This window comes from Rheinheimera muenzenbergensis (assembly GCF_036984005.1).
Classification (GTDB): Bacteria; Pseudomonadota; Gammaproteobacteria; order Enterobacterales; family Alteromonadaceae; genus Alishewanella; species Alishewanella muenzenbergensis.
Genome location: NZ_JALAAR010000004.1, coordinates 216,167 through 230,467, shown reverse-complemented (window position 1 = coordinate 230,467; position 14,301 = coordinate 216,167). Strand labels below are relative to the sequence as shown.

General features: G+C 50.6%; 14 protein-coding genes and 1 tRNA gene. 13 read left to right on the top strand and 2 right to left on the bottom strand.

Features of this window, described 5'->3' with window-relative positions; all coding sequences use genetic code 11:
- Nucleotides 1-29 precede the first annotated feature (29 nt).
- Complete coding sequence (gene rsgA, locus MN202_RS06655) at nucleotides 30-1,064, bottom strand: small ribosomal subunit biogenesis GTPase RsgA (RefSeq protein WP_335735314.1); 1,035 nt, start codon at nucleotides 1,062-1,064, stop codon at nucleotides 30-32.
- Nucleotides 1,065-1,175: 111 nt separating this feature from the next.
- Between rsgA and orn the strand changes: the two genes are divergently transcribed.
- The 3 genes from orn (at nucleotide 1,176) to MN202_RS06640 (ending at nucleotide 2,165) form a co-directional block, all read left to right on the top strand.
- On the top strand, nucleotides 1,176-1,724 hold the full coding sequence (gene orn, locus MN202_RS06650) for an oligoribonuclease (protein WP_335735313.1): 549 nt from the start codon (nucleotides 1,176-1,178) through the stop codon (nucleotides 1,722-1,724).
- 69 nt (nucleotides 1,725-1,793) lie between these two features.
- Nucleotides 1,794-1,869: transfer RNA gene (locus MN202_RS06645), tRNA-Gly, on the top strand.
- A gap of 89 nt (nucleotides 1,870-1,958) precedes the next feature.
- Nucleotides 1,959-2,165 (top strand): DUF1289 domain-containing protein, encoded by a 207-nt coding sequence (locus MN202_RS06640; protein WP_335735312.1) that lies wholly within the window; start codon nucleotides 1,959-1,961, stop codon nucleotides 2,163-2,165.
- Here the strand turns inward: MN202_RS06640 and queG are convergent.
- Complete coding sequence (gene queG / locus MN202_RS06635; RefSeq protein WP_335735311.1) at nucleotides 2,134-3,267, bottom strand: tRNA epoxyqueuosine(34) reductase QueG; 1,134 nt, start codon at nucleotides 3,265-3,267, stop codon at nucleotides 2,134-2,136. The two genes, MN202_RS06640 and queG, sit on opposite strands and share 32 nt — an antisense overlap.
- Before the next feature lie 160 nt (nucleotides 3,268-3,427).
- On the opposite strand from queG, the gene tsaE reads away from it, so the two are divergent.
- The 10 genes from tsaE to MN202_RS06585 all read left to right on the top strand — a co-directional run bounded on the left by tsaE (nucleotide 3,428) and on the right by MN202_RS06585 (nucleotide 14,274).
- The gene (tsaE, locus tag MN202_RS06630; protein WP_335735310.1) at nucleotides 3,428-3,913 is read left to right on the top strand and encodes a tRNA (adenosine(37)-N6)-threonylcarbamoyltransferase complex ATPase subunit type 1 TsaE; all 486 of its coding nucleotides are present in this window, start codon (nucleotides 3,428-3,430) and stop codon (nucleotides 3,911-3,913) included.
- The gene (locus MN202_RS06625) at nucleotides 3,903-5,213 is read left to right on the top strand and encodes an N-acetylmuramoyl-L-alanine amidase (protein WP_335735309.1); all 1,311 of its coding nucleotides are present in this window, start codon (nucleotides 3,903-3,905) and stop codon (nucleotides 5,211-5,213) included. The genes tsaE and MN202_RS06625 overlap by 11 nt, the downstream gene beginning before the upstream one ends.
- A 2-nt stretch (nucleotides 5,214-5,215) precedes the next feature.
- Nucleotides 5,216-6,970, top strand: coding sequence for a DNA mismatch repair endonuclease MutL (gene mutL / locus MN202_RS06620; RefSeq protein ID WP_335735308.1), 1,755 nt, complete (start codon nucleotides 5,216-5,218; stop codon nucleotides 6,968-6,970).
- The gene (gene miaA, locus MN202_RS06615; protein ID WP_335735307.1) at nucleotides 6,957-7,880 is read left to right on the top strand and encodes a tRNA (adenosine(37)-N6)-dimethylallyltransferase MiaA; all 924 of its coding nucleotides are present in this window, start codon (nucleotides 6,957-6,959) and stop codon (nucleotides 7,878-7,880) included. The genes mutL and miaA overlap by 14 nt, the downstream gene beginning before the upstream one ends.
- 90 nt (nucleotides 7,881-7,970) lie before the next feature.
- Nucleotides 7,971-8,228: an RNA chaperone Hfq gene (gene hfq / locus MN202_RS06610; RefSeq protein ID WP_335735306.1), complete on the top strand. Its 258-nt coding sequence runs from the start codon at nucleotides 7,971-7,973 to the stop codon at nucleotides 8,226-8,228.
- Between the two features lie 17 nt (nucleotides 8,229-8,245).
- Nucleotides 8,246-9,541 carry a ribosome rescue GTPase HflX gene (gene hflX / locus MN202_RS06605; protein ID WP_335735305.1) on the top strand — a complete coding sequence of 432 codons (1,296 nt, stop codon included), beginning with the start codon at nucleotides 8,246-8,248 and terminating at the stop codon, nucleotides 9,539-9,541.
- 40 nt (nucleotides 9,542-9,581) lie between these two features.
- Nucleotides 9,582-10,730 carry an FtsH protease activity modulator HflK gene (gene hflK / locus MN202_RS06600; RefSeq protein ID WP_335735304.1) on the top strand — a complete coding sequence of 383 codons (1,149 nt, stop codon included), beginning with the start codon at nucleotides 9,582-9,584 and terminating at the stop codon, nucleotides 10,728-10,730.
- A 2-nt stretch (nucleotides 10,731-10,732) separates the two neighbouring features.
- Nucleotides 10,733-11,614: a protease modulator HflC gene (gene hflC / locus MN202_RS06595; RefSeq protein WP_335735303.1), complete on the top strand. Its 882-nt coding sequence runs from the start codon at nucleotides 10,733-10,735 to the stop codon at nucleotides 11,612-11,614.
- 67 nt (nucleotides 11,615-11,681) lie between these two features.
- On the top strand, nucleotides 11,682-12,842 hold the full coding sequence (locus MN202_RS06590) for an aminotransferase class V-fold PLP-dependent enzyme (protein ID WP_335735302.1): 1,161 nt from the start codon (nucleotides 11,682-11,684) through the stop codon (nucleotides 12,840-12,842).
- Nucleotides 12,843-12,975: 133 nt separating this feature from the next.
- A complete protein-coding gene (locus MN202_RS06585) occupies nucleotides 12,976-14,274 on the top strand; it encodes an adenylosuccinate synthase (protein WP_335735301.1) in 1,299 nt (432 codons plus the stop codon).
- Nucleotides 14,275-14,301 lie beyond the last annotated feature (27 nt).

The window sequence follows — 14,301 nt, the reverse complement described above, 5'->3', positions numbered from 1 at the left end:
TCTCAGTAAAAAGTTAATCGTAGTAAAGGTTAAAAATGGTTTGGCTTATCCTGTGCCATACTGGCTAGGATTTTCAGATAACTGTCGTAGCGTTCCTGGCTTACGGCACCGCTCTCTACTGCATGCATAATAGCGCAGCCCGGATCACTTATGTGCTTACAATCGCGGAATTTGCAACGGCCAAGCCAGGGCGTAAATTCAGTAAAGCCACGGGTGACTTCTTCCGCAGTCAAATGCCACAACGCAAACTCGCGGATACCTGGCGAGTCAATTAAATCGCCGCCGTCGGGTAGGTGATACAAACGCGATACCGTTGTTGTGTGCTGGCCAAGGCCAGAATTGCTGGAGACTTCCTGCGTCAAGGCTTCGAGTCCTGGCATCAGGTTATTCATTAACGAAGATTTGCCGACACCGGACTGACCAACAAAGATACTGGTACCACTGTGTAAGTAATCCAGCAGTTGCTGCATGCCCATGCCATTTTTAGCGCTAACGGCTAAGAAGTCGTAGCCCAGCTGCTGATACAGTGCCAGTTGCTGCTGTACCGCAGCTAACTCGGCGGTGCTGAGCAAATCTACTTTGTTAATCACCAGCAATGGCTTAATGCCGGTCATCTCTGCCGCCACCAGGTAACGGTCAATAATATTCAGCGATAACGCAGGTAACACTGCAGAGACGATAATCATTAAATCGATATTGGCGGCAACCGGTTTTAAGCCGTCGTAAAAGTCTGGCCGTAACAGCACCGACCGCCGCTCTTCTACCGCATCAATTACACCATCTACACCGCCGGTTGGCTGTAAAGAGCGACGCCAGATTACCCGATCACCGGTAACCAGGGATGCCACTGAGCGGCGCATATTGCAACGTATTACGCTGCCCTGGCTATCTTCAACATCAGCATGTTGGCCAAAACGGCTCAACACCAGTCCCGGCTCAACCGCGGCAAAGCTGGCGTCATCGACGTTGTCGACACCTTTGTTTTTTGCGTTGCGCAGTCTTTTCCCGGCGTTATCGGCAATACGTTGTTGCTGGCGCTGGGTAAGATGTTTTTTCTTTGTCACTGCTATTGTTATCGCTCTGAGGTAAAGGATGCTATTACTGCTAAGCTTAGGGCGTGTATGATACCCGTATTCTGTAAATGAACAAAGCAGCACACTACGTAAGGGCTTTTAATGAGTATAAATGACACCCATTTAATCTGGCTTGATTTGGAAATGACCGGGCTGGAACCTAAAACCGATGTTATTCTGGAAATGGCTACTATTGTCACTGACAGTCAGTTAAATATTTTGGCCGAAGGGCCGGTATTTGCCATTAAGCAACCAGACGAAGTGCTGGACAATATGAGTGCCTGGTGCGTCGAGCAACACGGTAAAAGTGGTTTAACTGCCCGTTGCAAAGCCAGCACGACGTCTTTGGCCGATGCTGAGCAACAGACTATCGCCTTTTTAAGCCAGTACGTACCTAAGGGTAAATCGCCGATGTGTGGCAACAGCATAGGCCAGGACCGGCGTTTTCTGGCGGAATATGCTCCGGAGCTGGAAGCGTTTTTCCATTACCGTAATTTAGACGTCAGCACGGTAAAAGAGTTGGCGCGGCGCTGGCATCCGCAGGTGCTGAAACAAGTACAAAAAGCCGGCAGTCATTTAGCATTAGACGATATTCGTGAGTCAATTGCTGAATTAGTAACCTATCGCACGCATTTTTTCAGATTACCGTAAAAAAACACTTGCAACGGCCAACTGATTTTGTAAAATGCGCGCCATCACGACGTAACAACGTTAGATGATGCGAGTATAGCTCAGCTGGTAGAGCGCGACCTTGCCAAGGTCGAGGTCACGAGTTCGAACCTCGTTACTCGCTCCAAATTCGACAGAAACCGCACTTGGGAAACCAGTGCGGTTTTTTGTTGTCTGCGATATAGTCACTGTAACAAAACCTAAACGGCGTAACAGATGGCAGATTCTCCCTGTGTACGAAATTGTTGTCTGGATCAGCAGGATATTTGTCTTGGCTGCGGCCGTAGTGTTGAAGAGATAATTGAATGGCACAGCGCGGATTTACTGCGACGGACGCAGATTTTGCAGCTTGCGCAAGCCAGGTTAGCGCAGCGTAACAGTGCAGATAGCGTTAAGCATCGCGCGGTAAACCCTTCTGAATAATCCGTACTAGTCGCTCGGTACTGCGTGGCAATAAGGATTCTGCCTGCCAGCTTTTGCGTTTTTGCTGCTGTAATGCCCAGTCTATATGCTCTGCCAGCAGGTCACTGGCGTGCTCGCGCTTTGCGTTTAACGCCGCTACGATTTCCGGCTGATAGGGCGCGTTCCCCAGGGCGACCGCAATATTGCGCTGCCAACGCTCAAAGCCAATCCGGCGAATGGCACTGCCTTCGGTATGGCTTAAAAACTCATGCTGCTGCCAGGCAAATAAGCTAAGTAAACTTTGGCTTTGCCACTGTTTGCGCCGTTGAAAATCGCCTTCGATCGACAAAGGCGCACCGCGGTTTTCCGGACATACCAGCTGGCAGTCATCACAGCCATAGATACGGTTGCCAATAAGTGCACGAAATTGTTCTGGTATCGCACCTTTAAGTTCTATGGTCAGATAAGAAATGCAGCGTCTGGCATCAACCACATAAGGTTCGACTATAGCGCCGGTAGGGCAACTGGTTATACAGGCCACACAGTTGCCGCAATCACCCTGATGCGGGCTATCAACGGGCAGAGGTAAATTAACCAGCAATTCACCCAAAAAGAACCAGGAGCCGGCTTCATGGTTAAGTAATAAACTGTGTTTGCCTACCCAACCCAGGCCAGCTTGTTGTGCTAAGGGCCGCTCTAATATCGGTGCCGAATCGGTAAAGGGGCGGTAGCCGAGATCGCTGACGTGCTGGTTAATACGCTCGCCCAACTGCTTTAGCCGGTTACGGATCAGCTTATGATAGTCGCGCCCCAGTGCGTAGCGACTGATGTAGGCCTGAGTCGGGTCCGCCAGGTTAGTGGCAAAGCCAGCGCCTTCAGGCAGGTAATTCATCCGGACACTTAGTACACGCAGAGTGCCGGGTACCAGTTCTGCCGGGCGTGCGCGCAGCATGCCGTGGCTGGCCATATAGTCCATTTCGCCGTGATAGCCGGCTTCGAGCCATTTTTGCAATTGCAGTTCGGCATCTGGCAGGCTGACGCCGGTAATACCCAGTTGGGCAAAGCCGAGTTCAAGTGCCCATTGCTTTATTTGTAGCGCCAGCGCCTGATAGTCAATACTCATGTTAACCGTACGTTTTTAGAGACAGGCTAATTTAGCATAAGGCTGCCCGGTACGCCTAGCCGCGGCATTGGCTCTGTGGTGCAAATGAACCGGGATAAGCGGCTGTTTTTGCTGGCTCAGAGCGTGGCTAATTTGTTAACATAGCGGGGTATTTAGTCAGATGAGAGTTGTAACCGTGGCTACTGAGCACTTTAGCTTACCCGATGAAGAAGCAACGCTGGCCTTTGCCGGCAAGATTGGCCGCGTGGTTGCTGGCGGCCAGATTCTATTTCTACGCGGTGAGCTCGGCGCGGGTAAAACGACCTTCAGCCGCGGGTTGCTGCACGCGCTGGGGCATCAGGGCAAGGTTAAAAGTCCTACCTACACCCTGGTAGAACCCTATCAGCTAGATGGCTTAACGGTGTACCACTTTGATTTGTATCGCTTGCGCGATGCGGAAGAACTGGAGTTTATGGGCATTCGTGATTATTTCCGGCCCGACAGCCTCTGTTTGATTGAATGGCCGGAACAGGGAATGGATTATTTACCTGTTGCCGATCTCGACATACACTTAACTTTTGATCAGCAGCAACGGCAGCTCAGTATTTGCGCCAATACGGCCGCCGGCGCCACTATAATTAAAGCCATAACAGACGATGAAAAATAATTATTACAAACTCAAAGGCTGTTTATTGTTTATCCTGAGTGGGCTGTGTATTGCCGCTCAGGCCAGCAATGAAGTGCAAAGTGTCAGGGTTTGGCCGTCGCCGGACAATACCCGGGTAGTTTTTGATCTAACGGCAGCACCTGAACATAAATACTTTGCGTTAGACAAACCCGATCGGCTGGTTATAGACCTGCGTAACATTAAAAGTGGCAGCAACCTGCCGGCGGTTTCTGGCGACACCGGCTTAATTAAGGCTATACGTAGCAGTAGTGATAACAATAGCATGCGCATAGTGTTGGACCTGGACAAAGCCAGTAAAGCGACAGTCTTCGCCTTGCCACCAACTCCGCCATATGGCCACCGTTTAGTGGTTGATTTGCCAGATAGTCAGCCACAACACAGTACCCCGGCAATAACACCGACCATTCGTACGGCGCGCGATATCGTTATCGCTATTGATGCCGGTCATGGTGGTGAAGATCCGGGATCTATTGGCCCCAGCGGATTTTATGAAAAAAACATTACCCTGCCAATTGCCCGCCAACTGGCACAAATGATCGATCGCCAACCGGGTATGAAAGCAATGATGGTACGTACTAAAGACTACTATCTGCACGTAAACCGGCGTACTGAAATAGCCCGCGGCCAACAGGCTGACTTGCTGGTATCCATCCATGCTGATGCTTTTACAACGCCGCAACCGCGTGGCGCCTCAGTATGGGTGTTGTCGCTGCGCCGTGCTACTACGGAAGTTGGCCGGATGCTGGAGCAGACCGAGCGCCACTCTGAGCTGCTAGGTGGTGTGGCAGAAATTATCAAAGACTCAGCCAACGAGCGCTATCTGGCGCAAACTGTGCTGGATTTATCCATGAATCATTCGATGGTTACTGCCTATCAGGTAGCAAACGAAGTACTGAACGAGCTTGGTAAAGTGGCGCATTTACATAAAAAAGAGCCACAGGCGGCCAGTTTAGGTGTGTTGAAGGCACCGGATATTCCGTCGATTTTAGTCGAAGTCGGTTTTATCTCTAATCCGGACGAAGAGAAACAACTGAAAGCTGCGGCACACCAAACCCGGCTGGCGCAATCATTATTTACTGCGTTAAAGCGGCATTTTGAACAATCCCCACCTGCCGACTCCTTATTTGCCCAGCAGCGCGCCCGTGAACACCGGGTTAGTGCCGGCGAATCATTATCTTTGCTGGCGCAGCGTTATAATGTGTCAATTGATGATCTGCGTAATCTGAACCAGCTGTCATCTGACAGTATCCGTGTTGGTCAGACGCTGCGGCTCCCCTGATTATGACTATCCGTATACTGCCACCGCAACTGGCCAATCAGATAGCGGCTGGCGAAGTTGTCGAACGTCCGGCCTCAGTGGTTAAAGAGCTGGTTGAAAATAGCCTGGATGCCGGCGCTGACCAGATTGATATTGATATTGATAAGGGCGGCAGTAAGTTAATCCGGGTGCGCGACAATGGTAGCGGCATCGCCGAGCAGGAATTAGTGCTGGCGCTAAGCCGGCATGCGACCAGTAAAATTACTAATCTGACCGATTTGGAGGCTATTACCAGCCTGGGGTTTCGTGGTGAGGCACTGGCCAGTATCAGCTCGGTATCACGGCTCACACTAACGTCGCGCACAGCAGAACAGGATGCAGCCTGGCAGGCAAATGCCGAAGGCCGTGATATGCAGGTCACGGTCAAGCCGGCGGCTCATCCGGTCGGTACCAGTATTGAAGTGTTGGATTTATTTTTTAATACCCCGGCGCGGCGCAAGTTTTTGCGTACTGACAAAACCGAATTTGGTCACATTGACGAACTGATAAAGCGGCTGGCGCTAAGCCGGTATGATGTAAGCTGGCAATTAAACCATAACGGCCAGACCGTACGCCGGCTTAAAGCGGCGACAACGGATGAGCAGCGGCATAAAAGGGTAGCAGCATTATGTGGCCGGGCCTTCGCTGAGCAGGCTGCTTTTATTGAAAATCAGTACGGTGAGGTGAAGATTTGGGGCTGGCTGGTACACCCTGCCGCCTGCTCGGCGTCGTTACAATGTCAGTACAGCTATGTTAATGGCCGGATGATGCGGGATAAGCTGCTCAATCATGCTATCCGACAGGCGTATGGCGATAGTTTAACTGCTGAGCAACAACCGGCCTTTGTGTTGTATCTGGAACTGGACCCGCATCAGGTTGATGTAAACGTACACCCGGCAAAACACGAAGTGCGCTTTCATCAGGCCCGTCTGGTGCATGATTTTGTCGTATCGGCTTTGTCAGATGCATTACGTCAGTTACAAAGTGCTGCACCGCCATTGCCGGCGGCAGTGGCAGAACCGGCGGTCCGGCAAACTGCGGCCGCTTATCAACCGGTGTCTGGCCGCGGCAGTGGTTATCGAGCTGGCCAGACGGCGCATCCTGGTGCTGCAGCTGTCAGCAGAGAGCTGTCATACTGGCACAGCAGTTTAGACAAGCAACAGACCACAGAGGCCACAGCCGCCGTAGCGCTGCCCGGCGCACAGCACCATACTGCCGGGCCAGCTGCGGCCTTGCTGATTAGTGACAACCGTTATCTGTTAACCCGACAAAGGGAGGGTAGTGGCGACATTATCGTATTGGATTTGCTGGCAACGTTAAGCCACTTTTTGCCAGCCAACCCACAGCCGGCAGTGTCGTTGTTATTACCACAGCGTATCCGCATTTCTGCCGCATTATTGCAGTTGTTAACCGATAATGCCGGCACGCTCAGCCAGGCCGGGTTTGATTTGTTACTGACAGATTTAACCGCCATAGTGCGCGCTGTACCGGCCTGGCTGCGACAAACCACGCTAAGCCAGTGGCTACCGCTTTGGCTGGCGCAGTTAGAGCAGCAGCCAACAATGGAGCCGCTAAATTGCTTAGTGTCTATGCTACTTAAAGATAATGGGCTGGACGCGTATGCATTGCTAGAATGCCTGCCCGACGTCATGCGCCAACCTGAACACTGGCGTTATGTGCCGCTGCAACTGGATGCGGCGATCAGGCAATTACAGGAGTGCACTAATGAGCCGGCCTGACGTTATTTTTCTGCTCGGGCCGACGGCCTCGGGTAAGACCGCATTGGCCAGCGCTTTGTATCAGCATATGAATGCTGAGCTTATCAGTGTTGACAGTGCACTGATCTATCGCGGTATGGATATTGGCACGGCGAAGCCCACGGCGGCTGAATTGCAGTTGGCACCGCATCATCTGATTGATATTCGCGACCCGGCGCAGAGCTATTCTGCGGCAGATTTCCGCACTGATGCGCTGAGATTGATTGCCGAAATTCAACATCGTGGTAACATTCCCATTCTGGTTGGTGGTACCATGCTGTATTTTAAAGCTTTACTGCAGGGTATTTCGCCCTTACCAGAGGCTGATCCGGCAGTACGATTGCAACTGGAACAGGAAGCTGCGGTAAAAGGCTGGCCAGCACTGCATCAACAGCTGGCTGACGTTGACGCCGTGTCAGCCGCGCGTATTCATCCCAACGATCCGCAGCGGATTAACCGCGCCCTGGAAGTGTATCGTATTACCGGGCGCAGCCTGACGGAATTAACTGCTGAAAAAGGGGAACCTTTTGCTTATCCGGTACACCAATTTGCCATAGCGCCGGATGAGCGTGCGGTATTGCATCAGCGTATTGCCCAGCGCTATATGTTGATGCTGCAACAGGGGTTTGAGCAGGAAGTGAGCTGTCTTAGACAGCGTGCGGACCTGCACCTGGATTTACCGTCGATGCGCTGTGTGGGGTATCGCCAGATGTGGCAGTATCTGGACAATGAATGTAGCTACGAGCAGATGGTAGAACGCGGTATAGCGGCTACGCGGCAACTTGCTAAACGGCAGCTTACCTGGTTACGCAGTTGGCCGGATCTGCAGTGGTTAAGCAGTGATGCCGCAGCCGAGGAAAACTTGCAAGCCGTTTTATCTTCGCTAAGCTAAATACGCTGGATAAAAAAGACGTTTTAACAACTTGAAATAAAAAAAATAATACTTATATAAGTCGGACTAATAAAAAAAGGAAATCGGCAAATGGCAAAGGGCCAATCTTTACAAGACCCATTTTTAAACACCTTGAGACGGGAGCGTATTCCGGTATCAATTTATTTGGTGAATGGTATTAAATTGCAGGGTCAAATTGAATCTTTCGATCAGTTCGTTATTCTGCTGAAAAACACAGTAAGCCAGATGGTCTACAAGCATGCTATCTCTACTGTGGTGCCGGCGCGGGCGGTCAACACTATGGTCAGCCACAGCAATGGACAGAGTGACGAAGACGATTCGGAATAACAACAGGGGTTATTCGCTTGTCTGATACTAGCGCATTTGTTGAACAAGCGATCCTTGTCCACGTCAACTTCTCACAGCATCACAACAGTGAAGACTTAGGTGAGCTAAGGTTGTTGGTGTCTTCTGCCGGCGTTAATGCGGTGCAGGAAGTCACTACCAATCGTAGCGCACCGGACGCAAAGTTTTTTGTCGGCTCGGGTAAAGCTCAGGATATCGCCGATCTGGTTGAACAGACCGGTGCTACTTTGGTGATATTTAACCATGCATTAAGCCCGGCACAAACGCGTAACCTTGAGCGTTTATGTCTGGCCCGGGTGATAGATCGCACTACCTTAATTCTGGATATTTTTGCACAGCGCGCCCGTACTTTCGAAGGTAAGTTGCAGGTAGAGCTGGCACAACTGCAGCATCTGGCGTCACGCCTTGTACGCGGTTGGGATAGTCTCGACCGGCAAAAAGGTGGTATTGGCCTGCGCGGACCGGGTGAAACCCAACTGGAAACGGACCGGCGTTTGTTGCGGGAGCGGGTTAAAGCCTTGCAAAACCGGCTGGCAAAACTGGAGAAACAGCGTGATCAGGGACGCCGTGCCCGGCTGCGGGCTGAAGTCCCGGTAGTGTCGGTAGTCGGTTATACCAATGCCGGTAAGTCAACGTTGTTTAACCGTATTACCCGTGCCGATGTTTATGCTGCTGATCAGCTATTTGCAACACTGGACCCTACACTGCGTAAACTCCCCCTCAAAGGCGTTGGCGATATAGTGCTGGCCGATACAGTCGGGTTTATCCGCCATTTACCGCATGATTTAGTCGCTGCCTTTAAGTCTACCTTGCAGGAAACCCGTGATGCCGATTTGCAATTGCATGTGGTAGATATCAGTGATGCCCGCCGTGATGACAATATGCAGCAGGTGGCGGCAGTACTGCAGGAAATAGATGCCGATGCGATACCACAGTTGCTGGTATACAACAAAATCGATCTGTTGGGGCAAGCCGCCCGTATTGAATACAATGAGTTTAACCTGCCGGTGGCGGTGTATCTGTCTGCCTTTACCGGCGAAGGTATTGCGCTATTGCAGCAGGCGATAACCCAATTGCTCAGTGAGCGCTATATCGATGTTGAGCTGAATTTACCACCGCAACAGGCAATGTGGCGGGCTCGCTTTCATCAACAGCATTGCATCGCTGGCGAACAGTTTGATGCTGACGGCTACTGTCAGCTGAAGCTCAGGTTAAGTGAGTCTTTCTGGCAACGCTGCCTGAAGCAATCAAACGGGGTGCTGGAAAACTGTGTCGTCAGTGCCCCTGTTATCTGATACATTAACGCTTATTTTATAACTATAAACGGAGTAGAGCATGGCTTGGAATGAGCCGGGCAACAACGGCAAAAAAAATGATCCCTGGAAGCAGGGTGGCCGTGATCAGGGCCCGCCAGATTTAGATGAAGTGTTCCGCAATCTGGGTAAAAAGTTTGGTGGTATTTTCGGTGGCGGTAAGTCGTCAGGCAATGGTGGCGGCTCGTCAGCTGCGCTGGTGGTGGTACTGGTTGTTGCTGCCCTGGTGTGGGCTATCAGTGGTTTTTATACCATTAAAGAATCGGAACGCGGCGTAGTATTGCGTTTTGGCCAATATCATACTGAAGTGGGGTCAGGTATTCATTGGAAACCTACCTTTGTTGATACGGTAGAACCGGTAGATGTTACCAGTGTGCGTACCTTGCGTAGCGATGGTTTTATGTTGACGCAGGACCAGAATCTGGTGCGGGTAACCTTTGAAATCCAGTACCGGGTGTTTAACGCCCGCCAATACAAATTCTCGGTTGTTGATGCAGATAACAGCCTGCACCAGGCGACAGATGCAGCACTGCGTTATGTTATTGGTCATTCGATTATGGATGATGTGTTAACCCGTGGTCGTGAAGTGGTGCGGCAAAATACCCGCCAGGAACTGGAAAGTATTATCGAGCCTTACAAAATGGGTATCGCACTGGTTGACGTGAACTTCCGCGATGCACGGCCGCCGGAAGAAGTGCGTGATGCCTTCGATGATGCCATTAAAGCGCAGGAAGATCAGGAGCGTTTTATTCAGGAAGCCCAGGCTTATGCCCGTGAACTGGAACCGCGTGCCCGTGGCCAGGTTAACCGTGTAATGCAAGAAGCCGAGGCTTACAAGCAACAAACGGTGTTAAAAGCTCAGGGTGAAGTAGCCCGCTTTGAAAAACTGTTGCCAGAATATATCGCGGCGCCGAAAGTGACCCGTGACCGTATGTATCTGGAGACGATGGAACAGGTATATAGCAATACATCAAAAGTCCTGGTTGACGTTAAAAATGGTAATAACATTATGTATTTACCATTGGATAAAATGTTGGGTTCAGGTGCTACAAGCAGCAGCTCAAACAGTATTCCGCTGATGCCACAACGCAGCAGTACAGACAACAACAGCCAGAGCCGCAGCACAGACACCAGTCGTAATACGTCGGTGCGCAGTGGCGGTAGGGGGTAACCATGAAAAACTTTACTATTATCACCCTCATTGTAGTGGCCTTAATCTTTGTCTCGGCGCTGTTTGTTATTCCTGAAGGCCAGCGCGGCATAGTGATCCAGTTTGGTAAAATTCAGCGTGACGCTGAACAAAATGTAGTGGTGTATGAGCCGGGCTTACATTTTAAACTGCCAATGATTGAAACCGTGCGCAAACTTGACGCCCGGGTGCAAACGCTGGATGACGCTCAGGATCGTTTTGTTACCGCTGAGAAAAAAGACTTGCTGGTAGATAGCTATGTAAAGTGGCGCATCAAAGATTTTGGTGCCTACTTCCTGGCGACCGGCGGTAATACGGCTCAGGCGGAAGTGTTGTTAAAGCAATATATCAACAACGGTTTACGCACCGAGTTTGGTGCCCGCACTATTCCTGAGATTGTATCCGGTGAACGTACACAGCTGATGCAAAGCGCACTGCAGCAAGCCGGTGAAGCTTCAAAAGAGCTGGGTATCGAAGTGGTAGACGTGCGCGTTAAGCAAATTAACCTGCCGCAGGAAGTGAGCAGCTCGATATTTGCCCGGATGGAAGCAGAGCGTCATGCCGTAGCCCGTGAGCATCGTTCACGCGGGATGGAAGAGGCTGAAATTATCCGCGCCGATGTCGACGCCCGGGTTACCGTTATGCTGGCGGACGCTGAGCGTAATTCGCGTACCGTTCGGGGTGACGGTGATGCGCAGGCGGCCAAAGTCTACGCTGAGGTATACAATAAGAACGCTGAGTTCTATTCGTTTATCCGCAGCCTGGATGCTTACCGTAATAGCTTTAAAAATAAAGACGATATTATGGTGATACAGCCGGACAATGACTTCTTTAAGTATATGAAAACAGACAAAGTGCAGAACTAAAGGCTGCATCTGTTAAAAGGCCCGTCAGGGCCTTTTTTGTCGGTAGCAGCCAATAACCGGGGGGATTATGTATCAGCAGTTTTATCAGCGGTTTCTGAGCGCTAATCAGGGCAAGCAACATTTTGCCTGCCACTCGCACCATTACTGGCCTGATGTTAGCCGCGAAGCTATGTTGCAATATTGGGATGACAGCGCCCGTTTAGTCGATGACAAATGGCACTATATATTTGCCGAAAAGGTACCGCAGACTCAGCAGTTAATCGCCGATGTGTTGCAGTTGCCGCACCCTGGCCAAATTGTGTTTGCCCCTAACACCCATGAATTGGTAATGCGGTTACTCAGTTGCTTTGATTTGCGCCAGCCGCTGCGTATTCTGACTACCGACAGTGAATTTCATAGTTTTTCCCGCCAGGTAAAACGGCTGGCCGAATACGACAATGTGTCGGTTGATATTGTTGCCACAGAGCCCTTTGCCAGCTTTGAACAACGTTTTGCTGCTGCGGCAGCGGCGCAACAACATCAGTTGATTTTTTGCAGTCAGGTATTTTTTAACTCCGGTTTTGCCATCGCCGATTTGACGGCCTTTGTACACCAGTTGGCTGAGGTGTCTGATGCCATGATAGCGATTGATGGCTATCACGGCTTTATGGCACTGCCAACCGACTTATCGGTGATTGCAGAGCGTATTTTTTATCTGGCAGGCAGCTATAAATATGCCGGCGGTGGCGAAGGTTGTTGTTTTATGGCGGTGCCGCTTAGCAGCGAACACCGGCCACTGTACACCGGCTGGTTTGCTGAGTTTGGCACTTTGGCAGCAGAAAAGTCTGCCACGGTACTGTACAGCGAGGATGGGTACCGTTTTGCCGGCGCCACCATGGACTTTTCGGCACTGTACCGGCTAAATGCGGTGTTGCGTTTGTTTAAACAACAGGGCATCAGTGTGGGCCGCATTCATCAGTATGTCCAACAGTTACAGCAGGCCTTTTTGCAGCAGCTGGCTGGCACTCAGCATGCGCGGCTTAATATGACTAACCTGCTGCATGATAATCTTGACTGCCATGGTCATTTTTTGACGTTCCGTTTTGGTACGCCTGCTGAAGTGGCTGAATTAGCGGCGCAGCTAAAACGCGCTGGCATCGAAACCGACTATCGCGGCGACCGCTTGCGTTTTGGTTTTGCCTTATACCATAACAGCGCTGAATACGATTTAAGTAGTCTGACTAACTGAAAACCTAAGTTGTTGATTGAATTGAATAGATTAAGCCGCAGCGAAAAATGCGGCTTTTTTTCATCCAGACGGCTGAAACTTGGCTGGCTATTTGGTAGAATCCACGCCTAATTTTTTCCATGATGTGGGAACCATGGCCAAAAACGTCGTAGTGCTCGGCACCCAATGGGGTGACGAAGGTAAAGGTAAGATTGTCGATTTATTAACGGATAAAGCCAGTTATGTGGTGCGCTATCAAGGCGGCCATAATGCAGGCCATACTTTGGTTATCGACGGCGAAAAAACCGTATTACATTTAATTCCATCTGGCATTTTACGTGCAAACGTAAAGTGTGTGATTGGAAATGGTGTAGTGTTATCACCTGAAGCGTTCTTAAAGGAAATGACCATGCTGGAGCAGCGTGGTGTGCCGGTGAAAGAGCGTTTGTTGCTGTCAGAAGCTTGTCCGTTAATTCTGCCTTTCCATGTTGAATTGGATAAAGCCCGTGAATTAGCGCGTGGCGATAAGCCTATCGGTACGACCGGCCGTGGTATTGGCCCGGCTTATGAAGATAAAGTAGCGCGGCGCGGTTTACGCGTAGGCGATTTATTTAACCCTGAGCTGTTTGCTGAAAAGCTGAAAACGGTGATGGAGTTACATAACTTTACCTTGACGCAATACTACAAAGTGCCGGCAGTGGACTACCAGACCACGCTGGACAATGCCTTAGCTATTGCTGAAATTTTAAAGCCGTTGGTGGTAGATGTAACTGATTTACTGGACCGCGCGCGTAAGGCCGGCCAGGAAATCATGTTTGAAGGTGCGCAGGGCACGTTGCTGGACATCGATCACGGTACTTATCCTTATGTAACGTCGTCTAATACTACTGCTGGTGGCGTTGCTACCGGTGCTGGCTTTGGTCCCCGTTATCTTGATTACGTACTGGGTATTGTTAAGGCCTATACCACCCGTGTTGGTTCAGGCCCGTTCCCAACCGAACTGGGCTGCGCTGTTGGCGAACACTTAGGTGTTAAAGGCCATGAATTTGGTGCCACCACCGGCCGTAAGCGTCGTTGTGGCTGGTTTGATGCCGTAGCGGTTAAACGTGCCGTACAGTTAAACAGTATTTCTGGTTTTTGTTTAACCAAGCTGGATGTATTGGACGGCCTGGACAGTATCAATATCTGTGTTGGTTACCAAGACGCCGCAGGCAATGTTACTGACGTGCCGCCATTGGCTGCAGAAGGTTTTGATCTGGTAACGCCGGTATACGAAGAAATGCCAGGTTGGCAAGAGAGTACTTTTGGTGTGCAGCAACTGGAGCAATTGCCGCAAGCAGCGCGCAATTACATCAGCCGGTTAGAGCAATTGACCGGTGTACCGGTTGATATAGTGTCTACCGGACCAGATCGGGTACAGACCATTGTATTACGGCATCCATTTGCCAGCTAACAGCTGATACATTCGCGTCAACGTATA

Bases quoted from the DNA above. Each gene is read 5' to 3' on its own strand.
- MN202_RS06640 (WP_335735312.1), top strand. From the start codon at position 1,959: ATGGCAGATTCTCCCTGTGTACGAAATTGTTGTCTGGATCAGCAGGAT.
- hflK (WP_335735304.1), top strand. From the start codon at position 9,582: ATGGCTTGGAATGAGCCGGGCAACAACGGCAAAAAAAATGATCCCTGG.
- hfq (WP_335735306.1), top strand. From the start codon at position 7,971: ATGGCAAAGGGCCAATCTTTACAAGACCCATTTTTAAACACCTTGAGA.
- tsaE (WP_335735310.1), top strand. From the start codon at position 3,428: ATGAGAGTTGTAACCGTGGCTACTGAGCACTTTAGCTTACCCGATGAA.
- miaA (WP_335735307.1), top strand. From the start codon at position 6,957: ATGAGCCGGCCTGACGTTATTTTTCTGCTCGGGCCGACGGCCTCGGGT.
- queG (WP_335735311.1), bottom strand. From the start codon at position 3,267: ATGAGTATTGACTATCAGGCGCTGGCGCTACAAATAAAGCAATGGGCA.
- hflC (WP_335735303.1), top strand. From the start codon at position 10,733: ATGAAAAACTTTACTATTATCACCCTCATTGTAGTGGCCTTAATCTTT.
- orn (WP_335735313.1), top strand. From the start codon at position 1,176: ATGAGTATAAATGACACCCATTTAATCTGGCTTGATTTGGAAATGACC.
- mutL (WP_335735308.1), top strand. From the start codon at position 5,216: ATGACTATCCGTATACTGCCACCGCAACTGGCCAATCAGATAGCGGCT.
- MN202_RS06590 (WP_335735302.1), top strand. From the start codon at position 11,682: ATGTATCAGCAGTTTTATCAGCGGTTTCTGAGCGCTAATCAGGGCAAG.
- MN202_RS06625 (WP_335735309.1), top strand. From the start codon at position 3,903: ATGAAAAATAATTATTACAAACTCAAAGGCTGTTTATTGTTTATCCTG.
- MN202_RS06585 (WP_335735301.1), top strand. From the start codon at position 12,976: ATGGCCAAAAACGTCGTAGTGCTCGGCACCCAATGGGGTGACGAAGGT.